Origin of the sequence: Haloarcula halobia, assembly GCF_029338255.1 — an archaeon.
GTDB classification, from domain to species: Archaea; Halobacteriota; Halobacteria; order Halobacteriales; family Haloarculaceae; genus Haloarcula; species Haloarcula halobia.
Genome location: NZ_CP119787.1, coordinates 1972145 through 1990645, shown reverse-complemented (window position 1 = coordinate 1990645; position 18501 = coordinate 1972145). Strand labels below are relative to the sequence as shown.

17 protein-coding genes and 2 pseudogenes are annotated in these 18501 nt (G+C 65.0%); 8 read left to right on the top strand and 11 right to left on the bottom strand.

Annotated elements, in window-relative coordinates; genetic code table 11:
• Positions 1–260: 260 nt before the first annotated feature.
• Positions 261–431, top strand: coding sequence for a hypothetical protein (locus P1K88_RS10595; RefSeq protein ID WP_276410145.1), 171 nt, complete (start codon positions 261–263; stop codon positions 429–431).
• Positions 432–451: 20 nt separating this feature from the next.
• Here P1K88_RS10595 and P1K88_RS10590 read toward each other — a convergent pair whose 3' ends face one another.
• The gene (locus P1K88_RS10590; RefSeq protein WP_276410144.1) at positions 452–2296 is read right to left on the bottom strand and encodes a COG1361 family protein; all 1845 of its coding nucleotides are present in this window, start codon (positions 2294–2296) and stop codon (positions 452–454) included.
• 235 nt (positions 2297–2531) lie between these two features.
• Between P1K88_RS10590 and P1K88_RS10585 the strand changes: the two genes are divergently transcribed.
• On the top strand, positions 2532–2813 hold the full coding sequence (locus P1K88_RS10585; RefSeq protein ID WP_276410143.1) for a HalOD1 output domain-containing protein: 282 nt from the start codon (positions 2532–2534) through the stop codon (positions 2811–2813).
• Between the two features lie 54 nt (positions 2814–2867).
• On the opposite strand, the gene P1K88_RS10580 is transcribed toward P1K88_RS10585, so the two are convergent.
• Both P1K88_RS10580 and P1K88_RS10575 read right to left on the bottom strand, forming a co-directional pair.
• On the bottom strand, positions 2868–3149 hold the full coding sequence (locus P1K88_RS10580; protein WP_276410142.1) for a winged helix-turn-helix domain-containing protein: 282 nt from the start codon (positions 3147–3149) through the stop codon (positions 2868–2870).
• 159 nt (positions 3150–3308) lie between these two features.
• Entirely contained in the window at positions 3309–3854 is a 546-nt protein-coding gene (locus P1K88_RS10575; protein ID WP_276410141.1) for a DUF7344 domain-containing protein, read from the bottom strand.
• Positions 3855–4442: 588 nt separating this feature from the next.
• Here P1K88_RS10575 and P1K88_RS10570 point away from each other — a divergent pair.
• From P1K88_RS10570 to P1K88_RS18460, 3 genes are all read left to right on the top strand, one after another.
• Positions 4443–5042, top strand: a complete 600-nt coding sequence (locus tag P1K88_RS10570; RefSeq protein WP_336407537.1) for a DUF7344 domain-containing protein — start codon at positions 4443–4445, stop codon at positions 5040–5042.
• Between the two features lie 218 nt (positions 5043–5260).
• Positions 5261–5536, top strand: coding sequence for a hypothetical protein (locus tag P1K88_RS10565; protein WP_379786805.1), 276 nt, complete (start codon positions 5261–5263; stop codon positions 5534–5536).
• Positions 5439–5819 (top strand): hypothetical protein, encoded by a 381-nt coding sequence (locus P1K88_RS18460; protein ID WP_379786806.1) that lies wholly within the window; start codon positions 5439–5441, stop codon positions 5817–5819. Before P1K88_RS10565 ends, P1K88_RS18460 begins: the two co-directional genes overlap by 98 nt.
• Before the next feature lie 892 nt (positions 5820–6711).
• On the opposite strand, the gene P1K88_RS10560 is transcribed toward P1K88_RS18460, so the two are convergent.
• On the bottom strand, positions 6712–7443 hold the full coding sequence (locus P1K88_RS10560; protein ID WP_276410139.1) for a DUF7260 family protein: 732 nt from the start codon (positions 7441–7443) through the stop codon (positions 6712–6714).
• A gap of 591 nt (positions 7444–8034) precedes the next feature.
• Between P1K88_RS10560 and P1K88_RS10555 the strand changes: the two genes are divergently transcribed.
• The 3 genes from P1K88_RS10555 to P1K88_RS10545 all read left to right on the top strand — a co-directional run bounded on the left by P1K88_RS10555 (position 8035) and on the right by P1K88_RS10545 (position 11147).
• Positions 8035–9987 carry an archaea-specific SMC-related protein gene (locus P1K88_RS10555; RefSeq protein ID WP_276410138.1) on the top strand — a complete coding sequence of 651 codons (1953 nt, stop codon included), beginning with the start codon at positions 8035–8037 and terminating at the stop codon, positions 9985–9987.
• Positions 9988–10032: 45 nt separating this feature from the next.
• Positions 10033–10653, top strand: a complete 621-nt coding sequence (gene rdfA / locus P1K88_RS10550) for a rod-determining factor RdfA (RefSeq protein WP_276410137.1) — start codon at positions 10033–10035, stop codon at positions 10651–10653.
• 161 nt (positions 10654–10814) lie between these two features.
• Entirely contained in the window at positions 10815–11147 is a 333-nt protein-coding gene (locus P1K88_RS10545; RefSeq protein WP_276410136.1) for a hypothetical protein, read from the top strand.
• Here the strand turns inward: P1K88_RS10545 and P1K88_RS18455 are convergent.
• From P1K88_RS18455 to P1K88_RS10515, 7 genes and pseudogenes are all read right to left on the bottom strand, one after another.
• Positions 11084–11515 carry a DUF7551 domain-containing protein gene (locus tag P1K88_RS18455; RefSeq protein WP_419181072.1) on the bottom strand — a complete coding sequence of 144 codons (432 nt, stop codon included), beginning with the start codon at positions 11513–11515 and terminating at the stop codon, positions 11084–11086. The two genes, P1K88_RS10545 and P1K88_RS18455, sit on opposite strands and share 64 nt — an antisense overlap.
• A gap of 30 nt (positions 11516–11545) precedes the next feature.
• The gene (locus P1K88_RS10540) at positions 11546–12448 is read right to left on the bottom strand and encodes an ABC transporter ATP-binding protein (RefSeq protein ID WP_276410135.1); all 903 of its coding nucleotides are present in this window, start codon (positions 12446–12448) and stop codon (positions 11546–11548) included.
• Positions 12448–12807: pseudogene (locus tag P1K88_RS10535) on the bottom strand (FecCD family ABC transporter permease); the annotation flags it as partial. The gene P1K88_RS10540 and the pseudogene P1K88_RS10535, both read right to left, overlap by 1 nt.
• Entirely contained in the window at positions 12762–13394 is a 633-nt protein-coding gene (locus P1K88_RS10530) for a hypothetical protein (protein ID WP_276410134.1), read from the bottom strand. The pseudogene P1K88_RS10535 and the gene P1K88_RS10530, both read right to left, overlap by 46 nt.
• 178 nt (positions 13395–13572) lie before the next feature.
• Positions 13573–15975 (bottom strand): DUF2309 domain-containing protein, encoded by a 2403-nt coding sequence (locus P1K88_RS10525; RefSeq protein WP_276410133.1) that lies wholly within the window; start codon positions 15973–15975, stop codon positions 13573–13575.
• Positions 15965–17448 (bottom strand): annotated as a pseudogene (locus P1K88_RS10520) (proton-conducting transporter transmembrane domain-containing protein). Before P1K88_RS10520 ends, P1K88_RS10525 begins: the two are co-directional and overlap by 11 nt.
• 448 nt (positions 17449–17896) lie before the next feature.
• Positions 17897–18376: an Lrp/AsnC family transcriptional regulator gene (locus P1K88_RS10515; protein WP_276410131.1), complete on the bottom strand. Its 480-nt coding sequence runs from the start codon at positions 18374–18376 to the stop codon at positions 17897–17899.
• Between the last annotated feature and the right edge of the window lie 125 nt (positions 18377–18501).

Genomic DNA, 18501 nt, shown 5'->3' with positions numbered 1-18501 from the left:
ACAGTCGAGTCCCGGTCGACGTACCGACCGCTCGTCGTCTGTGCTGGAGGCACACGTCCTGCGGGTGACCATCAGAGCGACCGTCGTCGGTTCGTGCGTGGGTACGTTCAGTAAATCTCATGCTGCGTCGGTACCGGTGACGTCGACCCCGTGTCGACCATCCCGTTCCCACCCTCTCCTTGCCCTGAAAGTCGCATTGTTATTCCTTGCTTTCAGTCGGTAGTGACGGTATTCGGGGCAACTCGATACCAGGATGGGACATGTCCGGACAGGCCCGACGACGGCGCGTGGCCGGTGGCGACCCGCCGGGCGGTCCCGCGACCGCCGTGAGCGAGCGTGCGGACACACTGTCTGGAGACGACGAGCGAACGGGGACGCTCTGGGGACTCCGAGCGAGTCTCGGGGTGACCGAACTGCGATACCGTGCGTAAGAACGAGCCGCGACCGTGGTTCAGTCGAACTGCGCCAGGTACGCGTCGCGGATGGCAGCCTGTTCGGTGTCGTTCAGGCTCTCGTAGTCGGTCCCGTGTTTCGCCTGGGCGAGTTCGTCCCAGGATTCGACCGTGTCACCCTCCTCGGTGAGGAACTGGGCGTCGTACTCGGCCTCTATCGTCTGCTGGAGGTCCATGTCGAGTTCGCTGAACTCGAAGTCGGCGCTCCGGGGGACCGGGACGTCGTAGACCTTGCGCGCGAACTCTTCGCGCGTGTAGACCTGCGTGATGTCGAGGCCGTCGGCGAACGGTTGGCGGGCGAAGATCTCCTCGATCTGGGGGGTGGTCTCCGCGCTGAGATCGTCGTAGTGGTGTCCGGTCTTGGCGACCGAGATCTCGTCGAGCGTCGGGTAGAGGATGTCCTCGCTGCTGGAGTCGCTGGACTCCGTGGAGGCGTCGCCGCTACCGCCACCGGAGCCACCGGAGCCCTTGTTCTTGGCGACGAAGACGGATTTCATCTCCGTGTCCTCGGTGTAGACGCCGTAGATGTAGGTCCCGCGGACCCAGTCCTCGACGGTGTTGAACGGGTCGGGGTCCTCCATGTAGGGCACCTCGAACGCGACGGCCCTGGTCTCGTTTGGCGCGAGGGTTACGTTCTTCGTGATGCCGTAGGACTCGGGCTGGTCGTCGCCGTCGACGTCGACCTTGAACTCGACGGTCTGCGTTTCGTTCGCGTCGCCGGTGTTCTGGATCGTGGCGGTAAACACCATCGGGTCGCCGATGTAGAGGGTGTCGTTCCCCCGGAGTTCGACCACAGTGAACTCGCTATCGCGGACGCGCAGGTCGGCCGACGCCTCGTGGTCAGTCGAAGCCAGTGAGTAGGTGTAGTTCCCGCGCGTGTGGTTGGTTGTGTCGACGCTGAACTTGAGGTCCGCGGACTCACGGGCGCCGAGCGTCAGCGTTCTGTTCTCGATGGCTTCGCCGTCGTGAGCGAACGTGACCGTCTGCGTGCCGTTCACGTCGCCGACGTTCGTCACAGTCCAGGTGACGTTGGCCGTCTCACCGCGAACGACGTCGAGTGAGCCGTTCACGTCGGTCACCTCGAACGTGGCCGGCTGGTGGACGACGAGGCTACCGGTCCGCTCGTCGTCCTCGGTGCGCAGTTCGTAGCGGTACCACCCGGCCGAGCGGTCGGCAGTCCCGACCGAGAAGGAGACGGTCCCGGACTCGTTCGGGCCGAGCGAGAGTGACTTGCTCGTCTCGAGGTCGTCCTCGCCGAAGCCGCTCCCGTCGGTCAGGTAGAGTTCGACGTCCTGGACACCGCTCGTCTCGCCGTCGTTCGTGATGGTGGCCGTGATGGTCGTACTGTCGCCCTGGATGACCGGGGAGGACGCGCTGGCGTCGTCGAAGGTGAACGTCGTCGGTCGGAGGACGACGAACTCGTTCGTCTCGAGCGGGTCGTCGTCGCCAGTCGTGACCCCGTACGTGTAGGTGCCCGGGGCCAGCCCCTCGCTCGGGACGGTCAGTTCGACTGTCCTGGACGCGTCCGCACCGAGCGTAACCTCCTGCTGTGCCACCGTCGTGTCGAGGACGCCGTCACCGTCCGTGTCCACACGGAGTTCGACTTGCCGCGACTGCTCGGACGATTCGGGGTTCTGGACCGTCGCCCAGACGGTCAGGTCCTCGCCCGGGAGGACGCGATCGGAGTCGTTCACGTCGTCGACCGCGAAGCCGACGTCCGTTGTCTCGAGTGATTGTTCCTGTGCAGAGAGTGGTTCACTAAACCCTCCCGTCACGGCGCCGACCGTGACGATTCCGACGACTGCGAAGCCGATCAGAATCAGCTGTCTGTGGCTGATAGCCATGTCACAGTAGACCGAATACGGAGATATTGTTAGATAGATTGTAATGGCACCCGGGTACGTGCCAGTTCGAGTTGGGACATCGAACGGCCCCGGTAAGCCGCCTAGAACGATCCGATTAGGAAGGGCTTCCGTCGCTCGGTTTCGGTGGTGGCCGGCGGGTCAGTCGCCGGACGCGAGGACACGTCGCTTCCATCGAGTTCAGTAGATATATATAACCACTCACGAAAGCGGAGGTATGTGGACGGACGAGAAACTGAGAACTGAAGAGAGTAGCGTCACGGACTCCGTCGACCGGGCACCGAGCACCGAGATCGCTATCAAGCTCTCCGAGACACTCGAGAAGAGCGTCACGGACATCGAGCCGATCGGGGATCAGATCGACACCGACGCGCTGAACCGCCTGGTCCGGCAGAGCGCAGGCGACGACTTCCGGTTCGAGTTCACACACGCGGGCTGTCACATCGAGCTCGACCGGACGGGCATCCAGGTCGATAGGCTCGACAGTGCACACGACTGACCCGGATACCAAGACGAGAAACGACGTGGGACGGTCGGTCCAAACGGGAGACGGTCAGGCCATGTTCTTTCGTTCGATGGTCTCCCAGACCTGCAACCCCCCGTCCGTGATACCGTAGACGCGCCCTTTCTTCCGATCTTCCGAAACCAGGAGGTCGACGAGGTCCATCTCCCGAAGCTCCTGTAGTGCCCGTGAGACGTGCGCGATGCTGAGCTCGCGGTCACTCGCGATGAGTGACGGTGTCGCCGGACCCTCCGACAACCGTCGAATCGTCTCCACGCGATACCGTGAACTGATCACGTAACTTACCTTGTCCCACTGATCGAAGTCTGCCATTATGCGTAGTTCGGCGCTGTAGTCCAGGAGCCGACGGCGCGCTCACGCCGGTCCCTGCGGTTTGTTGTCACACCGACTGCTATCTGTTTCACGCGGTTCGCGGATAACTCTTGCGCACGGGAGGGGCGCGTCTCCGCGACCCTTCCCGGACGGTTGGCGTCAGTCACTGGTGGTCACCTGTATCGACGGCGGGTAGGTCGAAAGCTCGGCCGGGAGTTTACGGGTACGGTTCCTGTGTTCGACGAAGCCGCCGACGGCGCTGAGCCCGATGGCGGCCACGAGCAAGAACACGGCGAAGTAAGCCAGCGACAGGGTCAACGACGGCACCAGTGGGGCGACGCCGAACAGGACCACCGCGAACGCGGAGGTCGCCGTCGTCAGGTAGTACCAGGGGACCCACCGGCTCTCTTTCGAGAGGTAGCCGTCTATCTCGTGAATCCGATCTGTCGGGCGAACCGACTCGCCTTCGTGGGCAACGAGCCCCACCGACTCGAGCTTCGGAATGTGCGTTTGGTACATCGAAACGTAGACACGCTTTCGCTGTCGACTCGTGAGGTCGACGGGCGCAACGCCCTCCTCCCACCCGGCGACCTTCGCAGCCAGCGTGGTCACTTCTACCGGTGTCTCTGCGGTCCGGAGGATGTGGAGTATCGCCCGACGGCGAGGGTTGCTGAGCACCTCGTAGGCGTCGTCGCGTGGTATCACTGCAGAGTCAGAGCCTATCATCGGCTGTTACTCCCAGTGTCTTTCGTACGGGGTCCGAGTCAGGTGGTATTCGTAAATCACAGTGCAGGATTTGGCCTATAAAGGCCTTTGTTACCTGGGCCATACCTCATGTATTCGGAGCCAAATGTCGAGATAGCTCGCGCAGCGCCGGGTGGTTTTGACGGCTGTTTCCACGAAGGACCCAGGGGGTCCCTCGCTACCACAGACCCGACGTAATAGCGGCCGCGTCTCCGGAGACGGCGAGGCACCAGCAAACCTCAACACCGGAAACGAGTACCCTACCGAGCCCGATACGACCGCCGACAGCACGGCCCCAAGAGCGTCCCAGGGACCCGGTCGGCCACAGCAACGGCTTCCCTACTATCTGTATAAGATGATATTATCGAATTAGTATCGCCTACTCAGCAGTTGCAAAGGATTAAGTACTTTCCAATAGAATAACAGTTACACCGAGTACAATCGGGTGGCTACAACGGCCACGGGGGGAGAGCCGACTCACCCTCGTAAGGCTTCGTGAATCGGCCACGGTATCGGGAAAGGGAAACTATGGGAGTCAAGGACCAACAAATGTCGCAATCGGAACGGGACGTGGACGAGCAATCAGTCACTACTAGCACTTCAGAACCGGCTACGCCGGAGTCAGAAAGCGACGAGGCGTCGGACGCCCTGCCGGAGCCGTCGCTCGACCTCATCTTCGAGATTCTGAAGAACAGCCGCCGCCGCGAGGTCATCAAGTACCTCCGCGAGCGCGACGAACGAGTCTCGCTGTCGGACCTCGCCGAACACGTCGCGGCCGTCGAGAACGGGATCACGACGGCCGAACTCAGTTCGAGCCAGCGCAAGCGGGTCTACGTCGGCCTCTACCAGTGTCACCTACCGAAGATGGACGACATCGGTGTCGTCGAGTTCAACCAGAACCGCGGCCACGTCGAACTCACCGACGAAGCCGTCCACTTCGAGAAGTACCTGGATCACGCCGACGAGGGACCCGCCCGGCGCTGGTACAAGTACTACGCGGGCGTCTCCGTCGTCGGGGTCCTCGTCCTGGCGCTTTCGGTCCTCGCACCGGTTCCCGGCTGGGCGGTCATGGCGATGCTCGCACTCGTCGTCGGCATCGCCGGCGCCACCTCCGCGCTGCACTGGGCGGCCGAGAACCGCGACGTCTGAGGCTTCGTTTTCGGCGGCAGCAGCGCTCGGAGTAGACTGTGGATACTCTCCAGCAAGACTCCGATTACGGTGCAGCGGCGACGTCTCCAGACCAGTGTCTACCAGCAGCCAGTGCTATGATACGACGCAGCACGCCGGAGTCGCCCTCAGACGTGAACACACCCGGACATCGCGACCACGCTCCGACCGCCAGGCAGCACGACTCACCGGAGGTAGCGATGTGTGGTATTATCGCGGCCAACGGCACCGACCCGGACCTCGAGAGCGTCCTGCGTGGACTGCAGAACCTCGAGTATCGGGGCTACGACTCCGCGGAAGTCGCCGTCGGCCTGGGGGACTCGCCTGCCGTCTGCAAGCACGCCGGGCAGATCTCGGGCCTCCTCGACGACGTCTGCGGTGAACTCCCCGATCGGACGTGGGGCCATCGGGCACACCCGATGGAGCATCCACGGACCGCCGACCGATGCGAACGCCCACCCGCACACGGACTGTAGCGGTCGGGTGGCGGTGGTCCACAACGGCATCATCGAGAACCACGAGGGCCTGCAGACCGAACTGGTCGCGCGTGGCCACCGGTTCGCGAGCGAGACGGACACCGACGTGGTCGGTCACCTGGTCGACGGCGGGTTCGACGAAAGGCTGCCCGTCCCGGACACCGCCCCGGAACTGACCGGCGTCCTCGGGAACCTCCAGCTGTTCGCGTACTGCGTCGCCGACACGCTCGACAGGGCGATAGACAGGCCCCGAAACCTCGCGAGGAGCGTGACCGTCGAGTGAACCGGGGCCGGACGACTCCGTGCCGTCCGTGGTCCCTTTCTGAGACGTCGGTAATTCCGATCCCCGGGCCTTCGTTCCCCCTCACCGCCGGATGGTGGGAGTGTAATCGCGGCGGTGCGTCGCAGTCGACGAGTGTCCCACTCCCCCGACGCAGTCAGAGCCCCTGGAGGGGTCTGGTGGGAGCACGTACGCTACAGCGTCGCCACCGAGAGACCTGGCTCGAGAGACACACTGGATGAGAGTTTTCGGGGAGAGATGCGGGGTGCGAGTGCCGAAAACGGCCCGGCAATCGTCCCGGTGCGTGGCCTGGGGGTGGGTGGGGTCGGGTGGGATGGCAAGGGATGTCGGCCAGCTAGTCTCTATAACTCCTCTCCCCGAGAGATACCAGGCGGTACAGTACTATTGTTATAACCGAGTTATCCGGGAGTAATAGCGGATTGCGCCGACCGTGCGGAGATACAGCGGCAGGCGACTGACGACACAGAGCGGGGGTCCTCGTGCCCGCGTACGCCGGCCGAAATGAGGAAGTCGGCCGGGGCCGCTCTCACGTCGACGCGGGAGGCGTCTCACGCGAGTGTAGCCAGTTCCGACGTCGGGGCCAGCAGGCTTCGGCCGACGCTCCGCCCGTGTCCGGCATACCCGGTCCCGGTGCGATCTGACATTGTAAATGTCTTCCTATCGCCGGTTTCGCCAGGTGAAATGGCACGCTCGGCGTCCCCGGCGGCAGTACCACGTGCCTGGTAGAGCGTCGCTACGCGGCGAGCTCGGGACGGCGTGAACGGACGAAGCCGATAAGTAGCGATTACTCGGAGGATACGCGGCGAGCGGACCACCACGTAGTATCGACGCGCCCACCGGGCCAGCAACGCGACGGATGCCCCAGTGTGTGGACCTACTGGATCGACACCGATTCCCGCAGGCGGGCGACGCTCGTCAGGACGGGGTAGGTCCACTCGGGCTCCTCGTAGAGGTACGAACAGAAGTCGTGGTTGTCGAACGTCTTGGTCCGGTCGTGGAGCGTTTGCTGTCTGGTGTCGGTGATGGCCCGCAGTTCGTTCTCGAAGGTGCTCCGGTACCACTCGGGCAGGACGCTGCTATCGATCGGCTCGAGGAGGTCGGCGAGGTCGGCGGCCGCTCGTTCGACCGAGGCCTCTTCGGACTCGACGCAGGAGAGAAGCGACTGGCGCTCGTCGATGGCCCGTTCGACGCCGCCGAGCAGGGCCTCCTTGAGCGTCCGGGAGAACTGGACGTCGCTGCCCGGGCGCAACACGGCGGCGAAGTCCCAGCCGAACTCGCTCGCGATGCTCTCGACCAGCGTGTCATCGTAGACCTCGTCCTGGTGGTCGACCGCGTAGAACGTCTCCTCGTAGGCCCGCCGGACGGTGTCCGTTCCGTCGCTCGACCCCCCGTTGGCCCCGACCAGAAACTGCCCGCGTCCGGTCATGACTTCTGGACGCACGTCCGCTACCGTGTCACGGAACGACTCGAGGGCGTCACACTCCGCTGTGAGTTCCCGCCGTTCGCGCTCCAGAGACGCTGTCGCCGTCTCGAGTGGTTCCGCGACGTACTCGTTGAGCGAGTCGAGGAACCAGTGGGGGTTTTCGCGGGCGGGGGAAGTTGACATGGGTGTCTGTACCGTGTTAAGAACAATAAATGTTTTACTTACCCACCGATACCGCCGGGTCACGCGCGTGGCTTTATAAGAACGCGGACCTGCCCGTCACGGACGGATGTAGTCCTATCGGCACGGAGCGCCACTCAGCGTCTGGATTCGGCCCGGTGGCCCCCGGTCCGGAGGTCCAGGTGAGCGATACAGAGAGAGAGAGAGAGAGAGAGTCAGGGATACTCCTAGACCCACTCGACGTGAAATTGAGATATTCGCATCCAAATGTGATTTGTTTGAACAGAACTCCGGCGATTTGGCCCCAAAGGAATCCCACGACACGGGCCCACCGCGGTGGTTGATCGGGCCGGTGGCGACGCTGCCACACAGCAACGGGAAGCCGTCGCCAGTCCGGTCTGGCATCGCTACGGCGTGGCAGCGCCGGCAGGGCGGTATGACACCCCCGCGCCCTCCTCGGGGGTGGATGTCAAAGTGAGGAACGTGACATGCGATGATGAGTAACAATTGTACATTCATTATTACAGCCGCTACGGGCCGTACGTGTCACTTCGACCAGTTGATTTTTATAATGGACGTGCCAATCGGGTAGCAATGAGTTCATCGAGTCAGGTCTCCGAAGTCGCCCGATTCGACGTCGAGAACATCGGCGGAATCGATAGCGCACAGGTCGACATCCCACCCGGGGTAACCGTCCTGACGGGGAAGAACGCGACGAACAGGACCTCCTTCCTCCAGTCCATCATGGGTGCGATGGGCAGTCGGGAGGTAACGCTCAAGGGCGACGCCGACGAGGGGCACATCCGACTCGAGTTCGGCGGCGAAACGTACGAGCGAACGCTCACTCACACGGGAGACGCCGTGAAGTTCTCGGGCGACCCGTTCCTCGAGGAGCCCGAAGTGGCGGATCTCTTCGCGTTCCTGCTCGAGACCAACGAACCACGGCAGTCCGTCGCCCGTGGGGACGACCTCCGGGAGATCATCATGCGCCCCGTGGATACGGCGGCTATCAAGGAGGAGATACGCAGTCTCGAAGCCGAGAAAGAGGAGATAAACGAAGAGCTCGCCACGATCGAGAACCGGAAGACGGACCTCCCCCGGCTCGAACAGCGCCGGACCGAGCTGCGCGAACAGATCGAGGCCAAGCGCGACGAGCTCGCCGAACTCGAGGCGGAGATCGACGAGAACAGCCAGAACATCGAGGAGAGTCGTCGCGAGCAACAGAAGCTCGAGTCGAAGCTCGACGAGCTCCGCGAGACGCGCTCGGAGATCGAGTCCATCCGTCGGAAGATCGAGACCCAGGAGGAGAGCATCGCCTCGCTGAGATCGGAACGGAGCGACCTCGAGGCCGAACGCGAGGACCTCCCGTCGGCCCCGATGGGCGAACACGCGAACCTCGAGGACGAGATCGTCCGACTCAGGGAGCGGCGGCAGTCGCTCAGCACGGAGATCTCCGACCTCCAGAGTCTCATCCAGTACAACGAGGAGCGCCTCGAGGACGACGACTACGAGGTCCTGCAGACACTCGAGGACACGTCGACGAGTGGCGAGGTGACGGACAAGCTGCTCGCCGACGACGAGGAGGACCTGGTCTGCTGGACCTGTGGGTCGACCGTCGACCGCGAACAGATAGAGGCGACCGTCGAGCGGCTCCAGTCGCTGCGCCAGGAGAAAGTCGCCGAACTGAACGACCTCAAGACGGAACTGGAAGACCTCAAGGACGAGCAGTCGGAGGCCGAGCGCAAACAGCGCCGGCGAGAGCACTTAGACGAGAAGCTCGACGACATCGCGGCAGAAATCGACCGGCGGACCGAACAGGTCGAGTCGCTCAAGGAACAGCGCCAGTCGCTGACAGAGACGGTCGAGAGCCTCGAGTCCGACGTCGAGGACCTCGAGTCGGAGGACTTCGAGGAGATCCTCTCTCTCCACACGGAGGCCAACCAGCTCGAGTTCGAGATCGACCGCCTCGAGTCAGACCTCGAAGACGTGACAGAGGAGATAGAAACCATCGAGGGGATGCTCGAGGACGCCGACGAGCTCAGAGCCGAGCGCGAGGAGCTGGGTGACCAGCTCACGGACCTCCGGACGAAGATCGACCAGATCGAGAGCCAGGCCGTCGAGGAGTTCAACCAGCACATGGACGCGCTGCTCGAGACCCTCGAGTACGACAACCTGGACCGCATCTGGATCGAGCGGGTCGAGCGCTCCGTCCGCGAGGGGCGTCGCACAGTCGACCGCGCGATGTTCGAACTGCACATCGTCCGGACCACCGAGAACGGCGCGGCATACGAGGACACCATCGATCACCTCAGCGAGAGCGAGCGGAAGGTGACGGGACTCATCTTCGCGCTGGCGGGCTATCTCGTCCACGACCTCCACGAGGTGGTCCCGTTCATGCTGCTCGACTCCCTCGAAGCAATCGACGCAGACCGCATCGCGGCGCTGGTCGATTACTTCAGCGATTACGCCGAGTACCTCGTCGTGGCGCTCCTCCCCGAGGACGCCCAGGCGCTCGACGACGACTACCACAGAATCACAGACATCTGAGGGCGACACGCTTTTACTGGTCTCGCCCCACGGTTCGAACACTAGATGGCTGACGCGACTGAAGACCGTCCGTCGAGCAAAGTAGCTCGGCTCATCGACGGCTACGACCTCGACGGACTCGGCGCGGAACTGGAAGCACGCTGGACCGGCACGGGCGAAGAGCGGATGAGTCTTCGCGACCTCGCGACGCTGTTCAACAAGCGCCTCCTGGAACAGCGGCTCCTCGACGCCGGCATGAGCGCGCTCGAGACGAACGTGGACATGACCTACCGGAACCTCACAGACGAGGAGGTGAGTACCGGTGTGCAGACCGACACGCGCAGTCGACTGGAGCGAAACGGTGTCGACGTCGACGAGCTGTTGAGCGACTTCGTCACGTATCAGGCGATACGCTCGTATCTCAAGGAGTGGCGGGGCGCGGCCTACGAGGGACCGTCAGACGACGAGAAGATACAGAAGGACCTGGAGAGCATTCAGCGACTGATGACCAGGACGATGTCGGTCACGGAGGAGCGCATCGAGAAGCTGCGCAACTCGGGCCGGTTCGACCTCGGGGAGTTCGAGGTGTTCCTCGACGCCCAGGTGCTCTGCCAGGAGTGTGGCTCGCAGTACTCGGTCACGGAACTGTTCGAACAGCGCGGCTGTGACTGCGAACGCGACTCATGACCCGACCTCACGCCGTGAGGGAGTCTGGCGGAACCACGCGTCCGTGACCGGTGTATCGGACCCCGAGGGCAGCCAGGTGGTGCCCGTATCTGGAATCGATACGGTCGCAGAACAACCATCGATGGAAACACTTTTAGGATTTCTCTGTGAATCTCATCGATATGTCCGACGATTCCGAACCGGAAAACGATACTGTGGCCGTATCACTCGAAATCACCGGTAACTACGACGACGTCATGGACAGACTCCAGTCGCCGACCGACGGAAGCCCGGGGCTCGAACCGCTCATGGCCGACCTGGAGACGCTGCTCGAGACGGTCGTCCAGATGGACGGGGGCACGCGAAGCGCCATCGCGGACCGATTGCCCGACACGATGTCCGTGAACTTCGACGCACAGGCCGTCGTCGATACCCTCCAGGTGCTCGAACGCTACGACCTGGTCGTCCTCGAGGGCAACACCTGGAAGCCGGGACCGAACCTCCAGCGCGAATAAGCAGCGCCGAGGGGACCGTCGATTGCGACGCGTCGTCGGGGTCGGCCGCCTCCGTGCGGCAGGTGTACCCCGAGAGCAGACCACCCCGGTCGAGCGTCTCCAGCGTCGAAAGACCGGATCGAGACTGGAATCGGCTGACGGGAGTCGTGTGGCGACCCCCACGAGGACGCCGGTGGCCGCGGCGGGGGCGAGTCTGCGGTCCAGCTCGCGGCCCTGCTCTCGAGGAGGCACAGGCACAGTTCGTCCGGGTCCCCGACGCTCTCCGCGAGGTCGAGGTAGACGCCCATCACCGCCGTCTCGACGTCGCGGTAACCGAACTGATACAGCGACTCGAACACGCCCGCAGCGACCCGATGACAGAACTCCACCAGCGCGCGTCCGTCGGGTCCGCGTCGCGCTCACTCCTCTATCGCCCGGTGAGGGGCGATGTGTGGGCCGGTGGAACTCTCGCTGTCGACGTCGGCCTCGACCTGGAACACGTCGGCCAGCAGCGACTCGGTCACCACCTCGTTCGGCGGGCCCCAGTCGTACGGTTCGCCGTCTTTCATCGCGATGAGGTTGTCCACGAACCGGGCGGCCTGGCCGATGTCGTGCAGGACGATGCCGACAGTCGCTCCCTCCTCGCGGTTGAGCGTCTGCACCACCTCCATGACGCGGAGCTGGTGGTGCAAGTCGAGGTAGGTCGTCGGTTCGTCCAGCAACAGCACGTCCGTCTCCTGGGCCAGTACCATCGCGATCCAGGCGAGTTGTTTCTGTCCGCCGCTCAGGGTCCCGAGTTCGGCGTCCCGGAGGTGGTCGACGCCCGCGAGGTCGATGGCCCGGTCGACGGCCGACTCGTCGTCCGCCGTGACGGACTCGAAGAACCCGCGGTGGGGGTACCGCCCGTGGTAGACCAGGTCCTCGACCGTTATCGAGCCCGGTGACTCGTTCTCCTGGGAGAGCAGGCCCAGGCGGGTCGCGAGGGCCTTCGAGTCCAGCGACTGGACAGCCTCGCCGTCGAGGAGTATCTGCCCCCGTTCGGGCGCGACCTGGTCGGCCATCGCCTTCAGGAGCGTGCTCTTGCCGCTCCCGTTTGGGCCGACGAGGGCCGTCACCTCGCCGGCGGGGATGACGACGCTCTCGCACTCGACGACCGGGTCGTCCGTGGTCGGATAGCCGATGGCGAGGTCCTCGCCGACGAGTTCGCTCGCGGCCGACGCTCCGGTTGCCCCGGTGGTACCGGCCGCGGTCTGCGAGTCACCCGCGCCGTTGTTTCGGACGCGCTTCGGTCGTTCCTCGTCGAAGACGCTCTCGTCGACCATCAGATATCACCCATCGCGTCCTGTTTCCGCATCAGGTAGAGGAAGTACGGCCCGCCGACGAGTCCCGTGACGATGCCGACCGGTATCTGTATCGGACTCAGCGCGAGACGGGCGCCGACGTCGGCGGCGACCAGCAACGCCGGCCCGGCGAAGAGACACCCCACGACGAGTTTCTTGTACTCGCTGCCGACGAGGTTGCGGACCACGTGGGGGACGATGAGGCCGACGAAACCGACGACGCCGGCGACGGCGATGCTGGCCGCCGCGGCGAGGACGGCGATTCCCGAGAGGGCAAAGCGGACCCGCTCGACGTTCATGCCGAGCGAGCTCGCCGTCTTCTCGCCCAGCAGGAGGACGTTCTGGTGTTCCCGAGGAAGGGCGCGACGTTCTCGGCTATCTCGTCGACGTCGGACGCCTCGAGCCCGAAGAAGGAGTTGTTGACGAGCCACTGCGGGTCGATGAGGTGGAGGTCGGCGTCCAGTTCGTAGAATATCTCCTCGTCGATGCCGCTGTCGCCGTTCAGGGCCGTGATAGAGTCGACGTCGACGCTCACGCCCTCGAGTTCGTCGTAGTGGCTGGTGTGGAATCTGGAGGGCAGCCCCATCGAGAGAATCGTGTCGCCGTGGCCGAGTGCGACCGCCATGTCGGCGTAGTCGAGGAAGTAGTGCGTGACCGTCTCGGGCGGCGCGTCGAACTCGACGCGGCCGGCGGGCGCCATCTCGACGGCGTAGGAATCGCCCCCGGACGCCGTCGCCTCCGCGTCCGCGGACTCCGTAGGTTCCGGCGTCGCCGTGGCCGTCGGCGTCTCGGAGGCGGTGGAACCGCCGCCGTCGCCGTCGTTCCCGCCGGAACAGCCGGCCAGGAGCCCGCTGGCGAGGAGGGCGCCACCGTACTGGAGATACGCTCGTCGCGTCGCGCGGTCGGAACCGTCTGGGTCGTCGTGCATATCGTAGGCCTACCTAAAACATAAAACCTCTTTCGATATTTAGGACCGCCTAAAGCGGGAGACGGAGGCACGGTCCGGTCGGAGTGGGCCAGAAGGCGGCCACGCGCCAGCGGGGCCGTTCCGGCGGGCGGAGGGTGCTGGCCGGTACCGCCGGCAGTAGAGGACTCGAAGCCTGGGTTCAGTCGTCCGCGACCGTCGGCGCGCTCGCTTCCGCCGACGGGACCTCCGACTCTCCGGCCACCGGGGTCCACTCCAGGTCCGCCTCGTAGTGGAACGCGCGGTGGTCCCGGGTGGGGTCGACGACCGTCAGCGAGAGCCAGTCGTTGTCCAGCAGTTCGGTCAGTCCGTCGTGGTCGGCCAGGACCTCGGTGGTGCGCTCGACCGGGGCGTGGACGACCGTCGAGAGGCGGAGCGGCTGGTGATACGGGTCGCCGTCCGCGGCCATCAGGGACTCGAACGGGAGGCCGGTCATCAGGTCGCCGCCGTTGCCCTGGTAGACCCCGACGTTCCCGACGGGGTTGTGGGTCACCTTCGACCCGCTGCCGTAGACGGCGTTGTCGACCGTCGAGAAGTAGTACTGGGCGTTGATCCACTGCGTGACGACCATCGGGCCCGTGAGTATCGCTTCGAGCGCGTCGCCCTCGGGGTCTGTCGACCAGTCGTAGGAGTGGAGGAACGAACGGCCGTCCAGGTCCAGGTCGCGTGTCAGCTCGCGTGGGCCCACGACGAACCCGGCGTTGCCGGCCAGCCCCCACTCGGGGCGGGACTCGGCCCAGTCGGCAGCGCGGCGTTCCGTCTCGCTGAGGCCCGTCGTGGCGTCCGCGCCCATCGACGCAGCGCGCTCGGCTGTCGCGTTCGCGCGGGCGGTCGCGAGGTCCGCGCGCAACTGTTCGAGCTCGTCGGCGTGGCTCTCGGGGACGTGGCCGTCGAACAGGTCGACCTCGTCGGTCGTCGTGTTGTGTTCGCCGGCGAGGAAGACGGTGTCTTCCGGCACGTCGATGCCGCGTTCGCGCAGCGACGCCTGGACGTCCGGGTCGTTGCAGATTGACGCGAGCACGCGCGCGTTCGGGCCGCCGGGGTTACCGGCACAGGCCCCGCAGTCGAGGCTCGCGTCGTAGGGGTTGTTCGCCGTCTCGCTGGCGTGGCCGGTGACGACGACCAGGCGACCGAACGCCTCCCAGCCCATCAACTCGAAGGCGGTCGCGGCGTACTCGACTTGCTCCTCGTGGGTCAGTCCCACCGGGAGGTCGCCGGCGTAGGTGTGCTGGTGGTGGACGGTCTGGTCGCAGAACGCGTGTTCGTCGGGGACCGCGTCGGCAGCGTCGAACAGATCGGCGACGCGGCCGGGGACGAGCGTCCGGGCGGCGAGTGCCAACCCGTACCCGCTCCCGGCGTGCTCGACGAAGCCGAAGGCCGTCGCGGGGTTCGTCTTCAGCGCCTTGATGATCGAACGCGCGGCCTCGCGGAGGCTGGTCCACTTCGCGTGACTCGCCCGTCTGTCGTCGTCGGTCGGTACCTCGGAGATGCGGTGCTGTGGCTCGAGGATTGGTGGGCAGGCGTCGACGGCCACGTCGGCGTCGTAGCCCTGGTACTCCATCGGGATACCGAAGAACCCGGCGTAGCCGTGGGTCTCGTAGTCGCCTGCGGCCTCGACGTGACGGCGGATGACCTCAGACCGGGTGTCGATGCAAAAGACCAGTTGCGCGTCGGGGCGCCCCGACGACCCACGCTCGGCGAGGGACTCGCTCCCGTCGGCGACGTGTTCGACGACGTCGTTGCGGTAACTCGCCTCCCAGGCGGTCAGGAACGCGTCGGCGAGTTCGTCGACGGCGTAGGCGTCGGCGCTATCGGGGCCGGTCGAGGGCTCGACATCGACGTCGAACGCGTCGTACAACGAGAGGCGGGCAGCGAGGTAGCCCGCGAGCGTGATCGGGGAGGCAGACTGCCAGTCCTCGCCGTCCTCGGCACGCTGTTTGACGAACCCGGTCCAGCCCGGAAGCGCGGCCAGTTGCTCCTCGAAGATCGGGACCCACTGGCTCTCCGGGTACGGTTCCAGCAGCGTCTCGAGGGCCGCCAGCGGCGTGTCGGGCAGGTTCCCGACGATCCCCTCGTCGGGGATGTCGCCGTCGTGCTCGGCCACCGTCCGGAAAGCGACGTAGAACCCGGCTTCGCCGTTCGGCATTTCCCACTCGGCGCGCCCCTCGTCGAGGAAGGCCGCCAGCCACTTCGTCAGGACGTGGTCGACGCGCTCGGTGGCGGTGTCCGGGGCGTCGTGCTCGACGTCGGTGTCCATGCGGCCGAGCAGCGTCTCGGGGTCGGCCTCGAAGCCGCGCTCCGCGAGCTCTGCCTCGAGTATCCCGGGGTCTATCTGCCCGTCTTCGAGGGCGGCGCGGTAGGTCTCTGGGCGCGGGTAGCCGCGACCCCCGAGCAGGTCGGCTGCCTGGGTCACGGCCTGGTCGAACGGGAGGTCCTCGAACCCCGAGAGAGGGTTGGCCGTCACGAACGAGTGGATCGGCCAGACCGACCCGACGATGGTCGCTGCCTTGTCGATGCTGTCTCGAATCGTCGTCTCAGTGGTCATGGTAGTCCTCCGAGGTGGTCGTGACGGTGGGCTGTGGTGGTTGGCTCGCGTTCACCAGCGCGACGTAGAGGCGCTGACTGCGCTCGTGGACGCCGGCCTCCATGGCGAGATAGACGCCGACGAAGGCGACGGCCACGAGGACGTGGAGTCCGGTCAGTTCGGTCGCCGCAGTAACGACCGGCAGTCCCGAGAGGAGCGCCGAGATGGCGGTGTAGACGAGCGCGTAGACGGTGATGGCTGGAAGGAAGACCAGCGGAACGGCCCCGTAACGGACCGTCGCCGAGAGGGCGCTGTGCCGGACGGCGCTTCTCGCCGCGTGGAGCGTGGTGAGGACCACGAAGAGGGCGAGCAAGAGGCCGCTGTCGAGGCTCGTGCCCTTCCCGGTCAAGAGTGCGAAGAGCGCGCCGCCTGCGAGGGCGGTCACGAGCGTCGCTGCGACGGTGGTCAGATCGGGACCCTCCGTCGCGGGCGTTCCCGGAGCGCGACGCCGGACCTGGCCGCCCGCACCGAGGAACTGGTAGGCCTTGTAGAAGCCGTGTAGCACGAGGTGAGTTATCGCCGCTCCGAAGAACCCGAGGCCGGCCTGCAGTATCATGAACCCCATCTGGCCGACCGTCGAGCAACCGAGTTCGCCCTTGACGTCCGACTGGACGGATTTGAGCAGCTTCCCTCCCAGTGCACTGACGGCGCCGACGACGACGACGGCCAGCAGTATCGAGGGGTCGACGCTGACGACGGGGGCGAAGCGAGCCAGCAGGATGCCGCCCGCGTTGACGAACCCCGCGTGCATGAGCGCCGACGCCGGCGTCGGCGCGGTCATCGAGGAGAGCAGCCAGGTGTGGAAAGGCACCAGGGCCGACTGTATCATCGCCGCGAGGACGAGCGTACCGGCGGCGACGACCAGGACCGTGCCGCCGAGTGAGTCCGTCGCCGCAGCGATGCCCGAGATCGTCGTCGCCCCCGTCGCCCACCACAGCGTCGTCACGGCGACGCCGAGCAAGGCGCTGCTCGCGAGGAAGTACGAGCGGGCGACCCTCGCGGCCGCCTGTGCCTGCCTCCATTCGTCGACGACCCCGACGAGCCTCGCCATCAGCAGCCCCATCGTCAGCCACAACGCGCCAAACAGGGCGACGTGGTCGGCGGCGACGAGCCCCAGCACGACCACCGTGAAGCCGAACACAATGGCGAAGAATTCCGTCTCGACGGCGTTGCCGGCCATGTAGCGGCGCGAGTAACTGTGGACGATGCCGCTGACGAACGTGACGACCACCCACAGCAGGACCGTCAGGCCGTCGACGACGGCCACGCCCGGTACCTCCCAGGCCTCGCCGAACAGGATTCGAGCGCTCAGGACGGCGATGCTCGCGGCGAACAGCGACCACACGAGCCACGTACTGCGACGGGCACGAGCGGCGACTCCGCCGTCGTGTCCGGGAGCGCTCCGACCGTCGGGTTCTGGTTGTGTCCTGACATCGTTCGGTCTGCGACCTTTCCCGGTGTCCACGCAGCGTCGTGGTACCGGTACTGGTCGTCTTCACCCCAATGTGTAACAAACTGTCTATTAAAACTGTCTATATTACCAGACTGTTCGAATATTGGTATCGAACGAACATTATAGTTCAAAGCAGTCTCGAACGGACGGACACGTCGACCGCGCCCAGACGGCTACGGGCTACACAGAGCAGGGCCGACGAGACGGGAAGGACAGCACAGTGCCACACCGCACTTGGCGGGTGCGTCACGGAAGAGTCCCGTCGACGGAACGACAGCCACGACCGGGAGAGGGTGCTGTGGCGACGTCACCGAGCAACAGAACAGCACTCCCGACCAATACGGTGATTCGAGCACGTTGGTTGCTGGACGGCCGGGAGAGTCCACGCAGGGAGCCGCCTGCGAGTTTGGGCCCACCCCGGGCCTGGGCTCACTGGTCGTCCGCTGTCCGGGTGTCGAACCTGCCGAAGGGGGTCGTCACGTGGCTCCGGACGAGCACTTCGTCGGCGACTGTGAGACCCATGTCGAGAAGTTCCTGAGCCACCGGGGTGATGTCGCTGTCCGTCTCGCCGACGGCGGTGACGAGGAGATTCTGTTCACCGGTGACCAGTTCCTGGACCGAAATGACACCGTCTATCTCGAGAATCTCGGGGACGATGTCACCCCGGTCCGGTATCGACGCGGTGCAGTAGAGCAGCATCCGGAGCGGGTACCCGGACTTCTGGTAATCGACGCTGGCGCGGTATCCCTTGATGACACCTTCGGACTCGAGTCGCTGGATGCGCTTGCGAACCGTGCTGTCGGAGGTTCCGGTTCGCTCCGCGATGTCACCGGACGACATGTTCCGGGCGTCCTCCTGAAGCGCGTACAGTATCGCTTTGTCGACGTCGTCGATGGCTGTGTCAACCATACAGAGGTGTCCGCGACAGAGACACTTTACGTTTGTACGTCGACGGGCACACGATCGGGAACTGCTACCGAACGCCCGTGGTCGGCAGACCCGATCGCGGTGGACCTATCTCTGCTCTTCGTCTC